Raw genomic sequence first — 17,945 nt, forward strand, 5'->3', positions numbered from 1 at the left:
TACCTCAGGCCCCCTTGGCCGCAGTGCGGACCAGGACGAGGCCGCCGTTCGGACCAGGAACCGCGCCCTTGATGAGGAGCAGGCCCTTCTCCGCGTCAACGGCGTGAACGGTCAGGTTCTGGGTGGTGACCCGCTCGTTGCCCATGCGACCCGCCATGCGCATGCCCTTGAAGACACGGCCGGGGGTGGCACAGCCACCGATGGATCCGGGCATGCGGTGCACACGGTGGGCACCGTGTGACGCCTTGCCACCCTTGAAGTTGTGGCGCTTCATGACGCCGGCGAAGCCCTTGCCCTTGCTCTTCGCGGTGACGTCGACCTTCACGCCGGACTCGAAGGCCTCAGCGGTGATCTCCTGGCCGAGGGTGTACTCGCTGGCACCAGCGGTACGGATCTCGACGAGGTGACGGCGGGGGGTGACGTCGGCCTTGGCGAAGTGGCCCTTGAGGGGCTTGTTCACCTTGCGCGGGTCGATCTCGCCGAAGGCGATCTGGACCGACTCGTAGCCGTCGACGTCGTTCGTACGGACCTGGGTGACGACGTTGGGGCCGGCCTTGACGACGGTGACGGGAACAACGCGGTTGTTCTCGTCCCACACCTGCGTCATGCCGAGCTTCTCGCCCAGGATGCCCTTGATCTGCTTGGTCATCTTCAGATCACCGGCCTTCAGAGCTTGATCTCGATGTCGACACCGGCCGGGAGGTCGAGTCGCATCAGAGAGTCAACGGTCTTGGGGGTCGGGTCGAGGATGTCGATCAGGCGCTTGTGCGTGCGCATCTCGAAGTGCTCGCGCGAGTCCTTGTACTTGTGCGGCGACTTGATGACGCAGTACACGTTCTTCTCAGTGGGCAGCGGCACCGGGCCCGCGACCGACGCACCAGTGCGAGTCACCGTCTCGACGATCTTCTTCGCCGAAGAGTCGATGACCTCGTGGTCGTAGGCCTTGAGCCGGATGCGGATCTTCTGTCCCGCCATGGCTACTCAGTAGTCCTGTCTCTCGAAACGCTCTGGACCCGGTGGTCCCTTTTCTTCCGCTCCCCCTCCGACCCACGCGGTCGGGCGTGTCGCGCTCTCGCTGAAACGGATGTCCCTTTCGGGACTTCCCTGCAGTGGGAGTCGCGGGCCCTTCCGGAACCGCGGGGCGGGGGCGAGAGGCCCACCGGGTGCCTGGTCTGCACCCCGCTGACACTTCCCGGAAGATTCCCGTACGTCCGCCCCTACACCTTTCGGCGTAACGCATGGGACGACGAGTACTGTGGGACTCGCTTCCGGTCCTCCCGGCGGGAGGCGCGCAGCATCGGCACTCGACCGAGCAACCCCGTTAGTCTGCCATACGGGGCAGGGGGCTGGCCAATCGAAGTGGATGACTGTACCCCACGTCACCGAGGCGTACACACGGCGACGCCCCGGCTCACCGATGACCGCCCGCGTCGCGCATCCGCGCGAACGACGTGTCCAGCCCCTTCTTCAGCAGCCGTGACACCGGTCGTTCCACGAGGCGGTGGATCAGGTGGCTCAGGAGCAGGAAGCCCGTGATGATCAGGGCGATGAGCAGTCTGGCGTCCATCGTGTCGCGGAGGCGGGCGATGAGGGCCGTACCGGCCGCGTAGTGGATCAGGTACAGCGGGTAGGTCAGGGCGCCCGCCGTGACCAGCCACTTCCAGCGGATGCGGTCCGTGTGGCCGAGCGCGACGGCGACCATGAAGAGCAGGAAGACGGTGAAGATGACCACGCTTCCCCGCCAGCCGGAGACCCGCTCGACCTCCTCGATCCGGTTGCCGAGTTCCATCTGCCCCATCAGCCAGGCCATGGCGAGGATGCCCCACAAGAGCAGGTCCTGGCCGAAGCGGTGCATGAGGTAGAGGGCGAGGCCGGCGATGAAGTACCAGGCGCCGTCCGGGTTGGCGACCAGTTCCAGCAGGTGGAGGTCGGCGACCGGGGCGAGCATGGCGACCGCACCCCACACGCAGCAGAAGACGACGACCCTGCGGTACGTCAGGCCCATGGCGACGACGACCAGGAACAGCAGGTAGAAGCGGAGTTCGGACCAGAGGGTCCAGTAGACGCCGTCGACGTTCGGTACGGCGGAGCCGGACTGGAGCATGGTCAGGTTGAGGAGGACCTCGCGCAGGCGGAGGCGCTCCCACACGCCCGGCACGGCGATCAGCACGGCCGTGGTGAACACGACCGCGAACCAGTACGCCGGGTAGAGCCGGATCACGCGGGAGACGAAGAACTGGCGCGGCGTACGGCCCCAGCACGACATGCAGATCACGAAGCCGCTGATCACGAAGAAGATCTCGACGCCGATCCAGCCGTACGAGGCGACACGGAACACCGTGGGCATGATCTCGGAGACCGGGCGGTCCCAGATCAGGTTGCCGGGGCGGTCGGCGCGCCAGGTGCCGGCGTAGTGGTGTGCGGCCACCATCAGCGCGGCGAGCAGGCGGATGCCGTCGATGACGTACAGCCGGCCGCCGGTGCGCTCTCCGCCCGCGCGCTTCCCGTCCGGGTGCTTCCCGTCCCGCGCGGCCGCCCGGCGCCCGCGGGCGCCGGCCGGTGACGGTCCCGGGCCCGGCAGGACCACGGCGAGCGGCGGGAGCGGTTGCTTCGACCGCCCCTCCGCCCGCTCGGGCACCGATGTCTCACTGTCCGCTGCGCGCACCATCCGAACAGACAAGAACAGCGGCCACGGGAGCGGTAGGGGTTCGGGTAAACCCCCGCACCCCCTCCTCGCCGTGTTCGTGGGGCGTTCTCCTCGGGTTCAGATGACGCCCTGGGCCAGCATCGCGTCGGCGACGCGCTCGAAGCCCGCGATGTTCGCGCCGGTCACGTAGTCGCCGGGGGCTCCGTAGCGCTCGGCGGTCTCGTGGCAGGTGGTGTGGATGTCGTTCATGATGTGGGTCAGCTCCTCCTCGACCCGCGCCGCCGTCCAGGACGTACGGGCGTGGTTCTGCGCCATCTCCAGGGCGCTGACCGCGACACCGCCCGCGTTGGCCGCCTTGCCGGGGCCGAAGGCGACGCCGGAGCGCTGGAAGAGGTGGACGGCCTCGGGCGTGGCCGGCATGTTCGCGCCCTCGGAGACCGCCTTCACGCCGTTGCGGACGAGGGTGGCGGCGGCGTTCTCGTCCAGTTCGTTCTGCGTGGCGGACGGGAGGGCGATGTCGGCCGGGACGTCCCAGACGTTTCCGCCGGGCACGAAGCGGGCCGAGGCGCCACGGCGCTCGGCGTACGTGTCGACCCGGCCGCGCTCGACCTCCTTGATCTGCTTCAGCAGGCCGAGGTCGATGCCCTTCTCGTCGACGACGTAGCCGGAGGAGTCGGAGCAGGTCACGGCGTTCGCGCCGAGGGCGGCCAGCTTCTCGATCGTGTAGATCGCGACGTTTCCGGAGCCGGACACGACCGCCGTCTGGCCCTCCAGGTCCTCACCGCGCTCGCGCAGCATCGCCGCCGCGAAGAGCACGTTGCCGTACCCGGTGGCCTCCGGGCGGATCAGTGAGCCGCCCCAGCCCGCGCCCTTGCCGGTGAGGACGCCGGCCTCCCAGCGGTTGGTGATCCGGCGGTACTGGCCGAACAGGTAGCCGATCTCGCGCCCGCCGACGCCGATGTCGCCGGCCGGGACGTCGGTGTGCTCACCGATGTGCCGGTACAGCTCGGTCATGAACGACTGGCAGAACCGCATGACCTCCGCGTCGCTCCGCCCGTGCGGGTCGAAGTCGCTGCCGCCCTTGCCGCCGCCGATGCCGAGACCGGTCAGCGCGTTCTTGAAGATCTGCTCGAAGCCCAGGAACTTGATGACGCCCAGGTTGACCGAGGGGTGGAAGCGCAGGCCGCCCTTGTAGGGGCCCAGCGCGCTGTTGAACTCGACGCGGAAGCCCCGGTTGACGTGGACGCGTCCCTGGTCGTCCTGCCACGGCACCCGGAACATGACCTGCCGCTCGGGTTCGACCAGCCGCTCGACGAGGCCCGGTTCGGCGTACTCGGGGCGGGCCTCGAGTACCGGCGCGAGGGTCTCCAGCACCTCGTGGGCGGCCTGGTGGAACTCGGGCTGGGCGGGGTTGCGGTGTTCGATCTCGGTGAGCAGGTGGTCGAGCGCGGTCCTGGTCTCGCTTCGCGTCGTCACGGGGGCCCTTTCTGGCACGGCGGACACCGGAGACCGGGACGGGGGGCCGGGGGTACGGGGGTGCACAGGCACAGGACGCACAGGGGCGTACGTGGATGTACGGGGCCGTACGGGCCGTCGTCCGGGTCGGTCCGGTGATGGGCGCTCGGCGCCGTTGCCGCGCGCGGGACACTTAAGTGTTACGCGCATGTAAACATCCTGGCCAGTACCCTGCGCAGGGCGTGACCACTATGTGAGACCGATCTTTCGTATACCGGCCGTTATGGATGTTCGCCCCCGTACGTTACCCGAGCGGCCCGGAAAGCGGTCAAACGTCCCCGTTGAGCATGGCGGCGGTGAGGACGTTGCCGCCGACACCCCAGCCACCGTCGGCGACCTCGTCGACCAGCACGACGGTGGTGGGACGGGCCCGCTCACCGTAGATCTCCGCGTACAGGTCGGTGGTGCGCTCGACGATCTTCCGCTTGTCCTCGGCGGTGACGGTGCCCGCGGGGACCTTGAAGTGGGCGAATGGCATTGCTGACTCCTTGGGAGAGGGTGATCGAAGGTTGGTGGGCGGCCGGGGCGTCAGACCATGCCGCCGTTGGCCCGCAGGATCTGGCCGTTCACCCAGCGCCCCTGCGGGCCGGCGAGGAAGGCGACCACACCGGCGATGTCCTCCGGTGTGCCCAGCCGCTCCAGGGGCGGGGTCTTGGCGAGCCGGTCGATCTGCTCGGGGGTCTTGCCTTCGAGGAACAGATCCGTGGCCGTGGGCCCGGGGGCGACGGTGTTCACGGTGATGTCCCGCCCGCGCAGCTCGCGCGCCAGGATCAGCGTCATCGCCTCCACGGCGCCCTTGCTCGCCGCATACGCGCCGTAGGCGGGGAACTGCGTGCCGACCACGGAGGTCGAGAACCCCACGAACGAGCCGCCCGCACGCACCCGCCGCGCCGCCTGCCGGGCGACGACGAAGGTGCCGCGGATGTTGGTGCGGTGCATGGCGTCGAGCGCCGCCAGGTCGAGGTCGGCGATGGGCGACAGTGCCATCCGCCCGGCCGCGTTCACGACCACGTCGACGCCGCCGAACTCCTCTTCCGCCCGGTCGAACAGCGCGGCGACCTCCTTCTCCTCCGCCACGTCCGCCTGTACGCCGATCGCCCGTCCGCCGTCGGCGGTGATCGCCGCCACCGTCTCGTCGGCGGAGGCCGCGTCGCGGGCGTAGTTCACGACGACGGCCAGGCCGTCCTGGGCGAGCTTCCGCGAGACCGCCCGGCCGATGCCGCGCGATCCTCCGGTGACGACGGCGACCCGTAGGGCCGCCGGTGCGGCGGTGCGCTGATTCGTGTTCGTGGTCATGTCCTCCACGATGCGCCGCACCGGCCCGCGCAACCAGGGGACGTCATCCCCTGGGTCACCGCCCCGGCCGGGCGCAGAATGGAGGCCATGGGCGCTGTGAAACACACCGAGCTGGGGGCCTTCCTGCGATCACGGCGGGAGCGCATCCGCCCGGCCGACGTAGGCCTCCCGGCCGGGCCCCGCCGCCGGGTGCCGGGGCTGCGCCGCGAGGAGGTCGCCCAGCTCGCCGGGGCGTCGGTGGACTACTACAACGAGCTGGAGCGCGGCGCCGGGTCGCAGCCGTCCGAGCAGATGATCGCCGCGCTGGCGAGGGCGCTGCGGCTGACCGTCGACGAGCGGGACTACCTCTACCGGCTCGCCGACCGTCCGGTCCCCGTGCAGGGCGGGGCCGCCTCGCACGTCCACCCCGGCATGCTCGACCTGCTCGGCCGGATGACCTCGACCCCGGCCCAGGTGATCACGGACCTGCACGTCACCCTCGTACAGAACCCGCCGGCGGTGGCGCTGCTCGGGGACCAGTCCGGCTTCCGGGGGCCCCGGGCCAGCTTCGTCCACCGCTGGTTCACCGAGCCGGACGCCCGGCACCTGTACCCCGAGGCAGACCACGAGCGCCAGTCCCGCTCCTTCGTCGCCGACCTGCGGGCCGCCGCCGCGCGCAGGGACGCGAAGGACGCGGAAGCCGGCTCGATGATCCGTACGCTGCTCGACGTCTCCCCCGAGTTCGCCGCCCTGTGGGCCGAGCACGACGTGGCGTTCCGGCGGAGCGACCGCAAACGTCTCAACCACCCCACGCTGGGCCCGATCGAGGTCAACTGCCTCCACCTGTTCAGCGAGGACGGGCGGCAGCGGCTGCTCTGGTTCACGCCGGCCGTGGGGACGGACAGCGCGGGGCTGCTGGAGCTGCTGGCGGTGGTGGGAACGCAGGAGGTCGTCGTCGAGTCGGCGGTCAGTTCTCCGACGCGTACGTCACGAAGCTCGCCCACGCGGCGGGGTTGAGCGCGAGGCGGGGGCCGTCGGTGTGCTTGGAGTCGCGGAGGTGGATGGTGCCGGGGGTGGCGGCGACTCGACGCAGGAGTCGCCGTCCGTGCCGCTGCTGTAGCTGCTCCTGAACCACGCCGGCTCGGAGGTGTCCTCGGCGTTGGCCTCGCGGACCATGTCTCTCCCAGCAGTTGTTCGACGAAGGCCGGCGACTCCCCCGACGAGAGCGCATGAGCCCGGACCGCCCCCGCCGTCCCGCTACCGACCTGGGGCCGAGACAGATATACAATGGGCGACGATATATAAAGCCGACGGTGGGAGACCTCATGTCCAAGACTCTGGTCGACATCGACGACGAGAAGCTGGCCTTCGCGCAGCGGCAGCTCGGCACCAAAACCAAGCGGGAGACCATCGACCGCGCGCTGACCATAGCGTCCGCCGCCAGTGCCGACGACCGGGCACGGGCCCTGCGCTGGCTCCAGGAGAACGCCGACGCGTTCCTGGATTTCGATGTCCTCGCGGAACGCGAACGAGCGGGCCTGTGACCTACCTGGCCGACACCTCCGCCGTGTGGCGGCTCCTGCGCGGACAACTCGGTTCCCCATGGCCCAGTCGCGTGGCACGAGGGCTGGTCGCCATCTGCCCGCCCGTCGAGGCGGAACTGATGCCCGGTCTCCGCTCCGACCGGGACTACGAGCCCTTCTTCACCATGCTCGGCCAGACGTTCGGCTGGCTCCCCGCACTCGACGATCCCTGGCCGAGGGTCGTGGAAGTCCAGCGGGACCTGGCGAAGATCGGTCACCATCGAGGCCCCTCCCCCATGGACATCCTGATCGCCCTCACCGCCGAGCACCATCACGTGACCGTTGTCCACGTCGACGACGACTTCGCGGCCATCGCCAAGGTACGGCCGGACATCTCCATGGTCCGGGGCGAAGCGCGAAGCAGCTGACTCGGTATCGGCACTCCGAGGCGGACGGCAGCAAGAGCTGCACCCGCCCTCCGGTCTGTTTTTGGGGCCTGCCCCGCACCCGCGCTCCGGTGCGCTCGTGGGGCCTGCCCCTGGACCCGGCACGTCATCTCGTCGCCGAGCCGGCCAACAACGCGGCGGACCACGGACGCGTCCCCCGCCGCGATTCCCGGCTCACCCTCTACGTCATCGGCGACACCCTCCGTATCGAGGTCACCGACACCCGAGGCCAGGAGCTGCCCCACCCCCAGGCACCCGCCCCCGACACCGAATCCGGCCGTGGCCTGCTGCTCGTGGAGGCGCTCGCGGACCGCTGGGAGTAACCGAGGGCCGCTTCCCGCGCAAGACCGTCTGGGCGGAACTGAGCTTTACGGCACCGCGACCCACGTTTTGAGGTTGCGGTGCCATCGGCGCCTTACCAATAAAAAGAACTCGGGGAAAAGAACCCCACCAAGCCCCACCCTCCCGCCCGAGGCAGGTCGTCACTCGGGCGGGTGAACATCACCGGCTCGGCTGGATTTCCGGGTCCCCAACTCCCCTACTCTCAGCGCAAACGACCGAGAAATACTTCGGCCCCCGCCGGGACTGGCATCCCACTGCGAGGGCCTAACCACCAAGGAAGCGAGACCCTTCCGGATGGGTACCCAAAACCCTAGCGCGGCCACGCGCGCCCAGTCAGCCCCCGCCGCCGATCCAACCCGTCCGCGTCGCCACGGCGGCGGCATCATCCACGAGAACACCCGCCACACCACCCGCTTCGTGGTGATCGGCAACCACCTGGTTCAGCACCCGGACCTGTCGCTGCTCGCGATCGGCCTCGCCTGCCACATCCAGTCGCTGCCCACCGGCGCGGGCGCCGACATCAAGACGCTCACCGCCCGCTTCAAAGAGGGCCCCACCCGCATCGCCGCCGCCCTGCGCGAGCTGGAGACGTACGGCTACCTGCACCGCGAGCGCGTACGCACGTCCACCGGCCGCATCGTCACCCGCACGGTCTCCTGCAACCAGCCGAAGACGCCCCGCCGCGAGCCGGCCGACACCGGCTGCCCGGACCGCCCGACGCCCCGGCCCACCCGCCCGGCAGGACGGCCTCCAGAGCAACGGGAGCACGCAGCCCCTTCCCGCCCGCGCCACACCGGCACCGAAGCGCGCCCCCGCAAGGCCCTCCCCGCCGTACCGCAGCCCAACTGCACCGCCCCGGCCCTCCTCAAGCAGGCCACCGAGCTGCTCACCACCCTGCGCCGACGCGACCCCCGCCTCCTCCTCTCCGCGACGGACACCGCCCACCTGACCCCCGGCGTCGCCGCCTGGCTGGAACGGGACGTCGCCCCCACCGCCGTACGCCACGCCCTGACCGCCGACCTGCCGGACGACCCCCTGCGTCGCCCGGCCGCCCTGCTCGCCCACCGCCTCACCGCCTCACCGCCCAACTGCCACCCCCGCCGCCGTACAGGACCCCCGCCGGTCCGCCACCGCCCCGCTACGAGGTGCGCAACTGTGACGGCTGCGACCGCGGCTTCCGTGCCCCCGAGACCGAAGACCGCTGCCGCGACTGCCGGGCAGTCGGTGCACCCGCTTGAAGACCACAGCCCCGGTCCTCGTCCACCACCTGCAGACACCGAATACACGTACCTGGGCCCGGCCGCGGAGCAGGTGTCACTTCCCCTGGACTGAGACGCTGGTCCGTTTCACACCACCGTGGACACGCCGAACGGATGCCCCGCAGGATCCAGCAGCACCCGCCAGCGGCCCGAGTCGGGCTGGAAGTCGGGCTTGGTGGCGCCCAGAGCGATGAGGCGGGCCTCCGCCGCGTCCAGGTCGTCGGCGCCCAGGTCGATGTGGGAGTGCTTCTCCTACAGGAGTACCCGGCGTTGCGGTCGTGTGCGTAACATCGTCGCTCGAAAAGGCTGTTGACCAGCCGAAGCAGCTCAGTCTCAGGGTTGGGGAATGACGGACAACGGGGGTGGCGCCGGGGCGCCGGTACGGCGCTCCCGGCTCGCCGACTACGCGGAGATGACCCGGCTGCCCGAACCGCCGGAGACAGCCCCGGAGCCGCCTGAGCCCGACACCGCCGAGACGGCCGAGGCCGCCGGGGCATCCAGCTCGGGAGAGCCGGGTGAGAGCGTCGGGCCGTCCGCCGAGGAGGTAGCGGCCCGGCGTCGCGAGTTCGCCGGGCTGCTGGAGGCGTTCCGGGACACGGTGGTGCTGGTGCCACTCAGGAGCGGCGGCTGGCTCACCGCCGACTTCGGCGGGATCCGTTGGATCCTTGCCTTCTCCGACGAGTCGGCGTTGGCCCGGTACGCGCTCGCCCGGGACGAGGCGGACCTGGAGTGGACGTACCAGACGGTGCTCGGGGCGAAGCTGCTGGACGTGGCAGTGCCGGAGGCCGGTGTGCCGTGCGGGGTGGCGCTGGACGCAGCCGACGGTGCCGAGCACGCGCTGCTGCTCCCGCCGGTGACCGGGATCGTGCCCGACGCCTTCGCAGTCGACCACGCACAGCAAGGAGGGGCGCCTCGATGACGGGGGGCGGTAACGGAAAAGACCTGGCGGCGATCGGTCTCGACGAGATCGCCAAAGGACTGACTCTGGCACTGGACGAGTTGCGGGAACTGGGCATGGTCGGCGAGGCCGGTGCGGGCCGGGGCTTCGGCGACATCGCCCTGTCCGGGCTCGAACTGGGTGCGGAGGGGCTCACGAGCACCTTCGGTTCCTTCTGCGAGCGCTGGGAGTGGGGGGTCCGCTCGCTGGTCTACGAAGGCAACGGGTTCGCGCTCAAGACGGGGCTGGCGGCCGGGACCTACTACGAGACCGACCAGTACGTGGAAGGCGCCCTGAAGGTCGGCGTGAACTCCGTGATGGGCAATCCGCACGCCTCGGAGGACGAGATCACCGGCAAGGACTGGGGGGAGGTCTGGTCGAACAACCCGGTCACCCAGATAAGAGACGCCGACTACAGCAAGGAGTCCTTCGAGCGGGCCTGGGAGAACAGCGCCCAGGGCTGGCGGGACGCGGGCCGGGACATCATGACCTCCGAGAACCTGGTCGGCATGGGAGTGGGGCCCGAGAGCCTTCGCGAGCGTTCGGGGGTCTCGGAAGAGACGTGGGAACGGATGCTGGACGAGCAGTTCGGCCCCTCGCCGGAGGAACGTGCCCGCACGCAGGGCGGCGGAGGTGAGGGCTGATGGGCGTCCTCGACGACATCGGCAGTGGCCTGGACAAGCTGGGTGACGGCGTCAACCACGGCCTGAACGTCCTCGAGGACGGTGTCGACGCCGGTAAGAAGATCGTCGGTGAGGGCATCGACTGGGGCACCGACCGGCTCGGCGAGGGGCTCGACAAGGTCGGCCTGGAGGGCGCCGCGGACACGGTGGAGGACTGGGGCGACGAGGTCGCCTCCAACCTCGGCGCCACACCCGGAGAACAGCAGCTCGGCCAGACCGAGGAGGCCAACGAGCTGGTCCACGGCAATCCGGAGAAGATCCGGACGAGCGCGAAGCACCTGCGGGACTTCTCCACCGCGTTCGACAAGGTCGGCTCGGGCATGAAGAAGGTGGACTCCTCCAGCTGGCGGGGCGAGGGCGGGGACACCTTCCGCGAGAAGTTCGGCGTCCACCCCACCAAGTGGCTGCGCGCGGCCGACGCCTGCGAGGCGGCGGCGACAGCGCTGGACTCCTACGCGGGCACCGTCAAGTGGGCGCAGCAGCAGGCGCAGGAAGCGATCGAGCTGTACCGGCAGGGCAAGCAGGCCTCCGAGAGGGCCGTCAAGGACTACAACAAGCAGGTCGACGCCTACAACGCCAAGATCAAGGCTGAGCAGGACCCCGGCCCGGCGCCGCCGCCGTTCCGCGATCCCGGCAAGGAGACCGTCCAGCAGGCACGCGACAAACTCGCCGCGGCCCGCAAGCAGCGCAACGCGGCCGCCTCCGATGCCGAGGGGAGCATCAAGAAGACCCTGGTACACGCTCCGGCCGAACCGCCGCCCCTGGAACGCCTCGGCAACAACCTGGTCGACGGCTTCGTGGCGACCGGCGTCGAACTCAACCACGTCGTGGGCGGCGTGATCAAAGGCACCGCCGGCCTGCTCACCTTCGCCCGCGGCCTCAACCCCGCCGACCCCTACAACCTCACCCACCCCGCCGATTACCTCCAGAACGTCTCGATGACGCTCTCCGGCCTGGTCTCCACCGCCGCCCACCCCGAGCGGGCCCTGAACGCCGCGGTGGAGGGCTTCAAGAAGGACCCTTCCGAGTTCATCGGCCGCCTCCTGCCCGAACTCATCGGCACCAAGGGCGCGGGCCTGGCGCGTGGCGGGTTGCGCATGGCCATGAAGGAGGGGGTGGAGACCGGCGTCAGGGGCGGCCTGCGGGAGGGCGCCGACGCCGCGACAGGCCCACGCTCGCCGTTCGGCGAGGGCACGGTGCACTCCGACTCCGTGGACGCTCGGTCCGCACGGGAGTTCCGCGACGAGCAGTACGGCGACCCGGGCGGTACGGGAACGCCGGGTGACGGATTCTCGTACCAGTCCCACGTACCGGACGACGTGTGGAACGGGCTGAGTACCGAGCAGCGGCACCAGGTGGCCGCCGCGGAGCTGGAGGCGGGCGCACGCTCTTTCGCGGATCCGGACGCGGCCATCGCCTACGGCCGGGACAACTGGAACCGCTACGTGGACGACCTGCCGCCGGAGGCACGGAAGGCGCTCAAGGACTACACGGGGGAGCCGCCGTATATGGGTGCGCCGGGCTATGCGACGTATCAGGAGATGAACGGGTACCTGCGAGGGCTGGACCCGAAACTGGGCACTCCCGAGGTCCTCAACAACATCCGAGAAGTCGACAGGGCACTGGCCGGGAATCCGATTCCCGAGGACGTCATGGTCGTACGTGGCAGTGGTGTCAAACATATCGAGTACGACGACCTGGACGAGCTGGTGGGCCGGACGGTCTCCGACCCCGGCTACATGTCGACGTCCCTGGGCAACCACCCGGTGCCCAGTTTCGCCGGGCAGGACGCGGTCCTGCGTCTGCGCGTCCCGGAGGGAACGCACGCGACGTGGGTGGAGCGGGTCAGCGACTTCGGGGTCGCCGAACGCGAACTGCTGCTGGGACGCGACTCGACATACAAGATCACGCGTGCCTTCCTGGACGACAAGGGTCAGTTGCAGATCTACGGCGAGGTTCTGCCACGTGATTGACTGAACCGCATGACCGAGACCAGCCGCCCGACGCCGCGGGCGTTGCCGTAGCAACCAGCCGAAAGTCGCAGACCCGCATGAGTTCCGAGCACCCCAACCGTCGGATCAACCCCCGCTTCGAACAGGACGTGGGCCTCATCGTGTCCGGAGGGCCCCCGCGCTACGCCCGTCACACCGGCCGACCCGTGCAGTACGTGGCGATCGCTGACTCCGACGATCAGGTGATCGGTTACGTGTGGGTGAACGACGAGGACGAAGCCGGGTCGGTGTGGCCACGCAACGCTGCGGGGCCTGCCGCCGCCAACGAAATGGGTGTCTGGGGGAAGCGCCTGCGCAACGCCAAGGAACGCGGGCTCCGGCCCACGCAGGCTCTGGCCGAGTTGCTGGCGACGCCGTCCACCAGCCCGAGGAGTCACATCCTGCCGGACACTCTCACCCAGGCCGAGAGCCTCGCCGTCCTGGACGACCTCACCGAGCGGAAGTGGGGCAGGGACAACGTCAAGGGCGGCGCCATGGCGGCGATCTACGGTCTCGCCATCGGTGACGCCCTGGGCTACCCCACCGAGTTCCTCGACATCGCCCAGCTCACCAGCCGGTACGGCTCCTGGCGGCAGCTGGAGCTGCCCATCCGTTCCGGCGTGGCCCGGGTCTCGGACGACACCCAGATGACACTGGCGGTGATCGAGGCGCTGGCGGACGTCGTGGACGGTGGCGGGGTGGCCTCGCTGACCGCCGCGACCGCCGAGCCGGCGCTGCGCGCGCGCTTCGTGGCCTGGCTTCGCTCCCCCGACAACAACCGCGCACCAGGGCGGACCTGCCTGGACGCGTGCGCGGCCCTGGAGCGCGGTGTGCCGTGGCAGGAGGCCACCGTGATGGCCTCGAAGGGCTGCGGGGCGAACATGCGGGTGACGCCCGTCGGCCTGCTGCCGGGGCTGACGGCGGAGCAGCGCGCGGGTACGGCCCAGTTGCAGGCCGCGCTGACCCACGGCCACCCCACCGCGCTCGCGGCCAGTGACCTCACCGCACACGCCGTATGGCTGCTGACGCACAACTGCCACCCTTCCGAGCTGCTGCCGCGCCTGCGCCACTACGGCCGCTCCGCACGCCGGACGTACCACGGCGACTGGCTCGGCGACCTGGCGCGGCGGGCGGGCGCGGCCGACCCCGCCGACTTCATCGCACACGGCTGGGACGAGACCCTCGCGGCCCTCGACACCGTCTCGGCCGCCCTCGACCACCCGGACCCGGAGCGCGACCCCTGCGCGGTGGCCGGCGCGGGCTGGATCGCCGAGGAGGCGCTGGCCGCCGCCCTGTACTGCTTCCTGCTCTTCCCCGAAGAGCCCGTGGCGGTCGTCCAGCGAGCGGCGTTCTCCTCCGGCGACTCCGACTCCGTCGCCGCGCTGGCCGGAGCGTTCGCCGGTGCGTCGGTCGGCGGCTCCGCCTGGCCGGCCGACTGGCTACGCGCGCTTGAGTACGAGGCTCAGGTGCGTCCTCTCGTCGTCCCGTGGAACTCGGGAAACCCGAAGAGCTACCGGGGTACGCCGCCACCGCCGCCGGGACGCCGCGCGTGAGCCGACCCGTGCGGCTGGCCGAGGAGTGGCTGCGGCAGACCTACAACGGTCTGGTGGAACTGACCGTCCCCGACGTCGTGCACGAGGCCCCCACTGCCTGGTTGCTCAGCTGCCGAACCGTGGCACAGCCGGGTTTCCCGCGTACGCCGATGCTCGCTGCGTCCGTCGTCGTACCGAAGTACAGCGGCCTGCCGTACCATCCGTCTCCCAGCGCTCCCCTCGCCGATCTGGAGCACGTCCCCAATCGGGAGCAGGTCAACCGAGTGGTGTCCCAGCCGCAGCGGCTCAATGTCCGCAGCCGGGTCGTCGCACTGCACCATCGCATCGACCGGATCGCCGTGACCGCGTTGCTGTGGGCGCCCGGCCACGAGGCTCCGGGATGGTGGGGCAGGCTGGCCAAGCGCTATTTCCCGGGGTTTCGGGAGACGGTGGTCGGCGGCTGGGACGACGTCATACGCACCATCGCCGACGCGGGGCCGGATGCCCGAGGCCTGGTCTGGGTCAGGCGCGAGGCTGGCGGTCAGGAGATCACAGGACATCTTGTCTACGTCCACAACAACAACGGCCAAGTCGTCTTTCTCGATGAGATGACCGCCTCTTTGGCGAAGTTGGAGACCGAGAACGTCCGCGAGCTCCGCCTGTTGCACTAGCCGCCGCAGCGTCTCACCAGAACGTCGTATATCAGAACACCCCGTACAGGATGGAGCCGGACAAGTGGTTACCAAGAACGAGGCAGTTGCTGCTGCCGCTCATTACGTGAAGACCTCCGCCTATGCAGAGCGAGCCGATTCCGTCGTCATGCTTCCGGACACGGCGGTCGAATACACGTATGGCTGGACTGTGCTCTTCGACTTCAAGGAGCACATCGAGACCGGCGACTTCACGAAGAAGCCGTTCAGCCCGGTCGTTGTCGTCCCCCACGACGGCACGGCCGCCCACATGGCGCCGACCTTCCCCGCGACCGCGCAGTACATGGAGATGCGCGCATCCGGCGATTGGCCTCCGGCCAGAGGGCGCTGACGGACCGGGCCTGATGGCCCGGGGAATCAGTGATCGAGGCCTCGGCCGTGCTGCCGCTTTCTCCGACGCGGCATGCGGCGAGGGCGAGGACCGGCGGAGCCACCGCGTGCCGGACGTGGTTCATGTTCACGACACAACTTGTGCCACAGGTCCGGACCAACCTCTTGCCCCCGCCCCTCCCCCGTCGCAAGCTCCCCTCATGGAGCTGGAGTTGCGGCATCTCAAGACGGTCCGGGCCATCGCCGACGCCGGCAGCCTCACCAGGGCGGCGACGGCGCTCGGCCTCGCACAGCCCGCGCTGAGCGCACAGCTCAAGCGGATCGAACGGGCCCTGGGAGGCGCGCTGTTCGTGCGGGGCAGACACGGGGTGCGGGCCACCGCGCTGGGCGAACTGGTGCTGGAGCGCAGCCGGATCGTGCTGCCCGCGGTGACCGAGTTGCAGCAGGAGGCGGCCCGGTTCGCCCGGGCCCCGCGTACCGCCGAGCGGCTTCGGTTGGGCGGCACCCACGGGCCCCTGCTGGGCGCCTTGGTCGACCGGCTGGCGGGCGTGGCGCCGGAGGCCCGGATGACGACCTGTACGTCCTGGTCGGAGAGGGAACTGGCCGAGCAGCTGGCGGAGGGACGGCTGGACTTCGCGCTCGCCGGGACCTGCGGATCCGCCTCCCCGCCCGGCGCCGCAGGGCTGGTCTGGCGGGAGGTCGCCGTCGACCCGGTGTTCGTGATGCTGCCCGACGGCCACCCGCTCGCCCGGCGGACGGAGGTGGACCTGACCGAGCTGGCGGACGAGGAGTGGGCCTGCGTGCCCGGTGACGGCTGCTTCGGCGACTGCTTCGCCGCGTCGTGCGCCCGGGCAGGGTTCACCCCGCGCCGCATGTACGAGACGGACACCGCGTCCCTCGTGCACCTGGTGCAGGTGGGGCGGGCGGTCGGGCTGTGCCGGGCGACCTTCCCGTCCACGCCCGGCATCGTCACCCGGCCGCTCACCGGCACCCCGCTGGCCTGGCGGCACCTGCTCGGCTGGCACGCGGTGACGCAACGGCAGGACACCGCCGCGACCGTGCTCGCGCAGGCCCGCATGGCGCACGCGGGGGTGGCGGCGAGCAGTGACAGCTACACGGAGTGGATGGCGGCGCACCGGGTTCCGTGACACCGACCGTGTGCCTGCCGCATCACCTGCCGTATCGCCTGCCGTATCGCCTGCCGTAACACCTTCCGCAACGCCTTCCATAACACCGGGGAGAGGGCCGACCGACGTCTTATGGCCACCGGTCGGTCCTCCCTACGGTTTCGGCACCTCCCCACCGAGACCGAGGAGAAGGCCCCATGCCCCACCGACACCGACACACCAGAGCCGTGGGTGCGGCCGTCGCCGCGACGGCCGCCCTGCTCGTGGCCGGGCTCAGCGGCTCCGCGAGCGCCGGGACGGCTCCCGCCGACTCCGCACCCACCGCGGCCGAGACCCTCCGCACCGACGCCGCGCCTGTCGCCCTCCTCGACGCCATGCAGCGCGACCTCGGCCTCGACCGGCGGCAGGCCGAGCGCCGCCTCGTCAACGAGGCCGAGGCGGGCGCCACCGCGGGCCGGCTCCGCGCCGCGCTCGGCGACGACTTCGCCGGCGCGTGGCTGCGGGGCACCGAGTCGGGCACGCTGACCGTGGCGACGACCGACGCGGACGACGTCGCGGCGATCGAGGCGGCGGGTGCAGTGGCCACCGTCGTACGGCACTCGCTCGCCGACCTGGAGACGGCCAAGTCCCGGCTGGACCGGGCCGCCACCGGCCGGGACACCACCGACGCGCCGGTCCGGTACGTCGACGTGCGGACGAACACGGTCACCGTGCAGGCGATACGGCCGTCCGCCGCCCGTGCCCTCCTCGACGCGGCCGGGGTCGACGCCGGGCTCGCCCGGGTCGAGAGGACGTCCGAGAAGCCCCGCCCGCTGTACGACCTGCGGGGCGGCGAGGCGTACTACATCAACAACAGCGGACGCTGCTCGATCGGTTTCCCGGTCACCAAGGGCACCCAGCAGGGCTACGCCACCGCCGGTCACTGCGGACGGACCGGGGCGAGCACGAGCGGCGCCAACCGGGTGGCCCAGGGCACCTTCCAGGGCTCCGTCTTCCCCGGCCGGGACATGGCCTGGGTGGCCACCAATTCCAGCTGGACGGTGACCCCGTACGTCAGCGGCGCCGGCGGGCAGAACGTCCAGGTCACCGGGTCCACCCAGGCCCCGGTCGGCGCGTCCGTGTGCCGCTCCGGTTCCACCACCGGCTGGCACTGCGGCACCGTCCAGCAGCACAACACCAGCGTGACCTACCCCGAGGGCACCATCAGCGGCGTCACCCGCACCACGGTGTGCGCCGAACCCGGCGACTCCGGCGGCTCGTACATCTCCGGCAGCCAGGCGCAGGGCGTCACCTCGGGCGGCTCGGGCGACTGCCGCTCCGGCGGCACGACGTACTTCCAGCCGATCAACCCGCTGCTGCAGAACTACGGCCTCACCCTGGTGACCACCGACGACGGCGGCCCCGAGGAGCCGCCGCCCGGTGAGGGCGGCACCTGGGCGGCCGGCACCGTCTACCAGCCGGGCGCCACGGTGACGTACGGCGGCGCGACCTACCGCTGCCTCCAGGGCCACCAGGCGCAGCCGGGCTGGGAACCGCCGAACGTACCGGCGCTGTGGCAGCGCGCGTGAGCGGCTGACCGCCGCACGGGGGACGGCCCACAGGGGACGACCCACAGGGACGGCCACGGG

Annotated in this window: 17 protein-coding genes and 4 pseudogenes; 13 read left to right on the forward strand and 8 right to left on the reverse strand. The window is 70.6% G+C overall.

Going from position 1 to position 17,945, the window contains the following annotated elements; genetic code table 11:
• Nucleotides 1–4: 4 nt before the first annotated feature.
• From rplC to ACP4J0_RS04385, 6 genes are all read right to left on the reverse strand, one after another.
• Complete coding sequence (rplC, locus tag ACP4J0_RS04360) at nt 5–649, reverse strand: 50S ribosomal protein L3 (RefSeq protein WP_104634712.1); 645 nt, start codon at nt 647–649, stop codon at nt 5–7.
• Nucleotides 650–666: 17 nt separating this feature from the next.
• Complete coding sequence (rpsJ, locus tag ACP4J0_RS04365; RefSeq protein WP_003948644.1) at nt 667–975, reverse strand: 30S ribosomal protein S10; 309 nt, start codon at nt 973–975, stop codon at nt 667–669.
• 436 nt (nt 976–1,411) lie between these two features.
• Nucleotides 1,412–2,668 (reverse strand): acyltransferase family protein, encoded by a 1,257-nt coding sequence (locus ACP4J0_RS04370; protein WP_426597236.1) that lies wholly within the window; start codon nt 2,666–2,668, stop codon nt 1,412–1,414.
• A gap of 96 nt (nt 2,669–2,764) precedes the next feature.
• Entirely contained in the window at nt 2,765–4,123 is a 1,359-nt protein-coding gene (gene gdhA / locus ACP4J0_RS04375) for an NADP-specific glutamate dehydrogenase (protein ID WP_426597237.1), read from the reverse strand.
• Between the two features lie 307 nt (nt 4,124–4,430).
• Entirely contained in the window at nt 4,431–4,640 is a 210-nt protein-coding gene (locus ACP4J0_RS04380) for a 4-oxalocrotonate tautomerase family protein (protein WP_426523603.1), read from the reverse strand.
• 50 nt (nt 4,641–4,690) lie between these two features.
• Nucleotides 4,691–5,458, reverse strand: a complete 768-nt coding sequence (locus ACP4J0_RS04385) for an SDR family oxidoreductase (RefSeq protein WP_426597238.1) — start codon at nt 5,456–5,458, stop codon at nt 4,691–4,693.
• 78 nt (nt 5,459–5,536) lie between these two features.
• Between ACP4J0_RS04385 and ACP4J0_RS04390 the strand changes: the two genes are divergently transcribed.
• Nucleotides 5,537–6,454 carry a helix-turn-helix transcriptional regulator gene (locus tag ACP4J0_RS04390; RefSeq protein WP_426597239.1) on the forward strand — a complete coding sequence of 306 codons (918 nt, stop codon included), beginning with the start codon at nt 5,537–5,539 and terminating at the stop codon, nt 6,452–6,454.
• Here ACP4J0_RS04390 and ACP4J0_RS04395 read toward each other — a convergent pair.
• A pseudogene (locus ACP4J0_RS04395) lies at nt 6,405–6,613 on the reverse strand (DUF397 domain-containing protein). The gene ACP4J0_RS04390 and the pseudogene ACP4J0_RS04395 sit on opposite strands and share 50 nt — an antisense overlap.
• 149 nt (nt 6,614–6,762) lie before the next feature.
• Here ACP4J0_RS04395 and ACP4J0_RS04400 point away from each other — a divergent pair.
• The 4 genes and pseudogenes from ACP4J0_RS04400 to ACP4J0_RS04415 all read left to right on the forward strand — a co-directional run bounded on the left by ACP4J0_RS04400 (nt 6,763) and on the right by ACP4J0_RS04415 (nt 8,986).
• A complete protein-coding gene (locus ACP4J0_RS04400; protein ID WP_426597240.1) occupies nt 6,763–6,981 on the forward strand; it encodes a type II toxin-antitoxin system VapB family antitoxin in 219 nt (72 codons plus the stop codon).
• Nucleotides 6,978–7,388, forward strand: coding sequence for a PIN domain-containing protein (locus ACP4J0_RS04405; RefSeq protein ID WP_426597241.1), 411 nt, complete (start codon nt 6,978–6,980; stop codon nt 7,386–7,388). The genes ACP4J0_RS04400 and ACP4J0_RS04405 overlap by 4 nt, the downstream gene beginning before the upstream one ends.
• A pseudogene (locus ACP4J0_RS04410) lies at nt 7,385–7,800 on the forward strand (ATP-binding protein). The gene ACP4J0_RS04405 and the pseudogene ACP4J0_RS04410 overlap by 4 nt, the downstream one beginning before the upstream one ends.
• A 242-nt stretch (nt 7,801–8,042) precedes the next feature.
• Nucleotides 8,043–8,986 (forward strand): annotated as a pseudogene (locus ACP4J0_RS04415) (helix-turn-helix domain-containing protein).
• Nucleotides 8,987–9,094: 108 nt separating this feature from the next.
• On the opposite strand, the pseudogene ACP4J0_RS04420 reads toward ACP4J0_RS04415, so the two are convergent.
• A pseudogene (locus ACP4J0_RS04420) lies at nt 9,095–9,259 on the reverse strand (VOC family protein); the annotation flags it as partial.
• A gap of 94 nt (nt 9,260–9,353) precedes the next feature.
• Between ACP4J0_RS04420 and ACP4J0_RS04425 the strand changes: the two are divergent.
• The 8 genes from ACP4J0_RS04425 (at nt 9,354) to ACP4J0_RS04460 (ending at nt 17,885) form a co-directional block, all read left to right on the forward strand.
• Nucleotides 9,354–9,926, forward strand: a complete 573-nt coding sequence (locus ACP4J0_RS04425; RefSeq protein ID WP_426597242.1) for a hypothetical protein — start codon at nt 9,354–9,356, stop codon at nt 9,924–9,926.
• Complete coding sequence (locus ACP4J0_RS04430; protein WP_426597243.1) at nt 9,923–10,588, forward strand: hypothetical protein; 666 nt, start codon at nt 9,923–9,925, stop codon at nt 10,586–10,588. The genes ACP4J0_RS04425 and ACP4J0_RS04430 overlap by 4 nt, the downstream gene beginning before the upstream one ends.
• Nucleotides 10,588–12,600: a putative T7SS-secreted protein gene (locus ACP4J0_RS04435; protein WP_426597244.1), complete on the forward strand. Its 2,013-nt coding sequence runs from the start codon at nt 10,588–10,590 to the stop codon at nt 12,598–12,600. The genes ACP4J0_RS04430 and ACP4J0_RS04435 overlap by 1 nt, the downstream gene beginning before the upstream one ends.
• Before the next feature lie 512 nt (nt 12,601–13,112).
• A complete protein-coding gene (locus ACP4J0_RS04440; RefSeq protein ID WP_426597286.1) occupies nt 13,113–14,171 on the forward strand; it encodes an ADP-ribosylglycohydrolase family protein in 1,059 nt (352 codons plus the stop codon).
• Nucleotides 14,168–14,821, forward strand: coding sequence for a toxin glutamine deamidase domain-containing protein (locus tag ACP4J0_RS04445; protein ID WP_426597245.1), 654 nt, complete (start codon nt 14,168–14,170; stop codon nt 14,819–14,821). Before ACP4J0_RS04440 ends, ACP4J0_RS04445 begins: the two co-directional genes overlap by 4 nt.
• Nucleotides 14,822–14,885: 64 nt before the next feature.
• Nucleotides 14,886–15,191 carry a YrhB domain-containing protein gene (locus ACP4J0_RS04450; protein WP_426597246.1) on the forward strand — a complete coding sequence of 102 codons (306 nt, stop codon included), beginning with the start codon at nt 14,886–14,888 and terminating at the stop codon, nt 15,189–15,191.
• Between the two features lie 199 nt (nt 15,192–15,390).
• The gene (locus ACP4J0_RS04455; protein WP_426597247.1) at nt 15,391–16,338 is read left to right on the forward strand and encodes a LysR family transcriptional regulator; all 948 of its coding nucleotides are present in this window, start codon (nt 15,391–15,393) and stop codon (nt 16,336–16,338) included.
• A 176-nt stretch (nt 16,339–16,514) separates the two neighbouring features.
• The gene (locus tag ACP4J0_RS04460; RefSeq protein ID WP_426597248.1) at nt 16,515–17,885 is read left to right on the forward strand and encodes an alpha-lytic protease prodomain-containing protein; all 1,371 of its coding nucleotides are present in this window, start codon (nt 16,515–16,517) and stop codon (nt 17,883–17,885) included.
• The last annotated feature ends 60 nt before the right edge of the window (nt 17,886–17,945 follow it).

The organism is Streptomyces sp. WG7 (genome assembly GCF_049975785.1).
Taxonomy (GTDB): Bacteria; Actinomycetota; Actinomycetes; order Streptomycetales; family Streptomycetaceae; genus Streptomyces.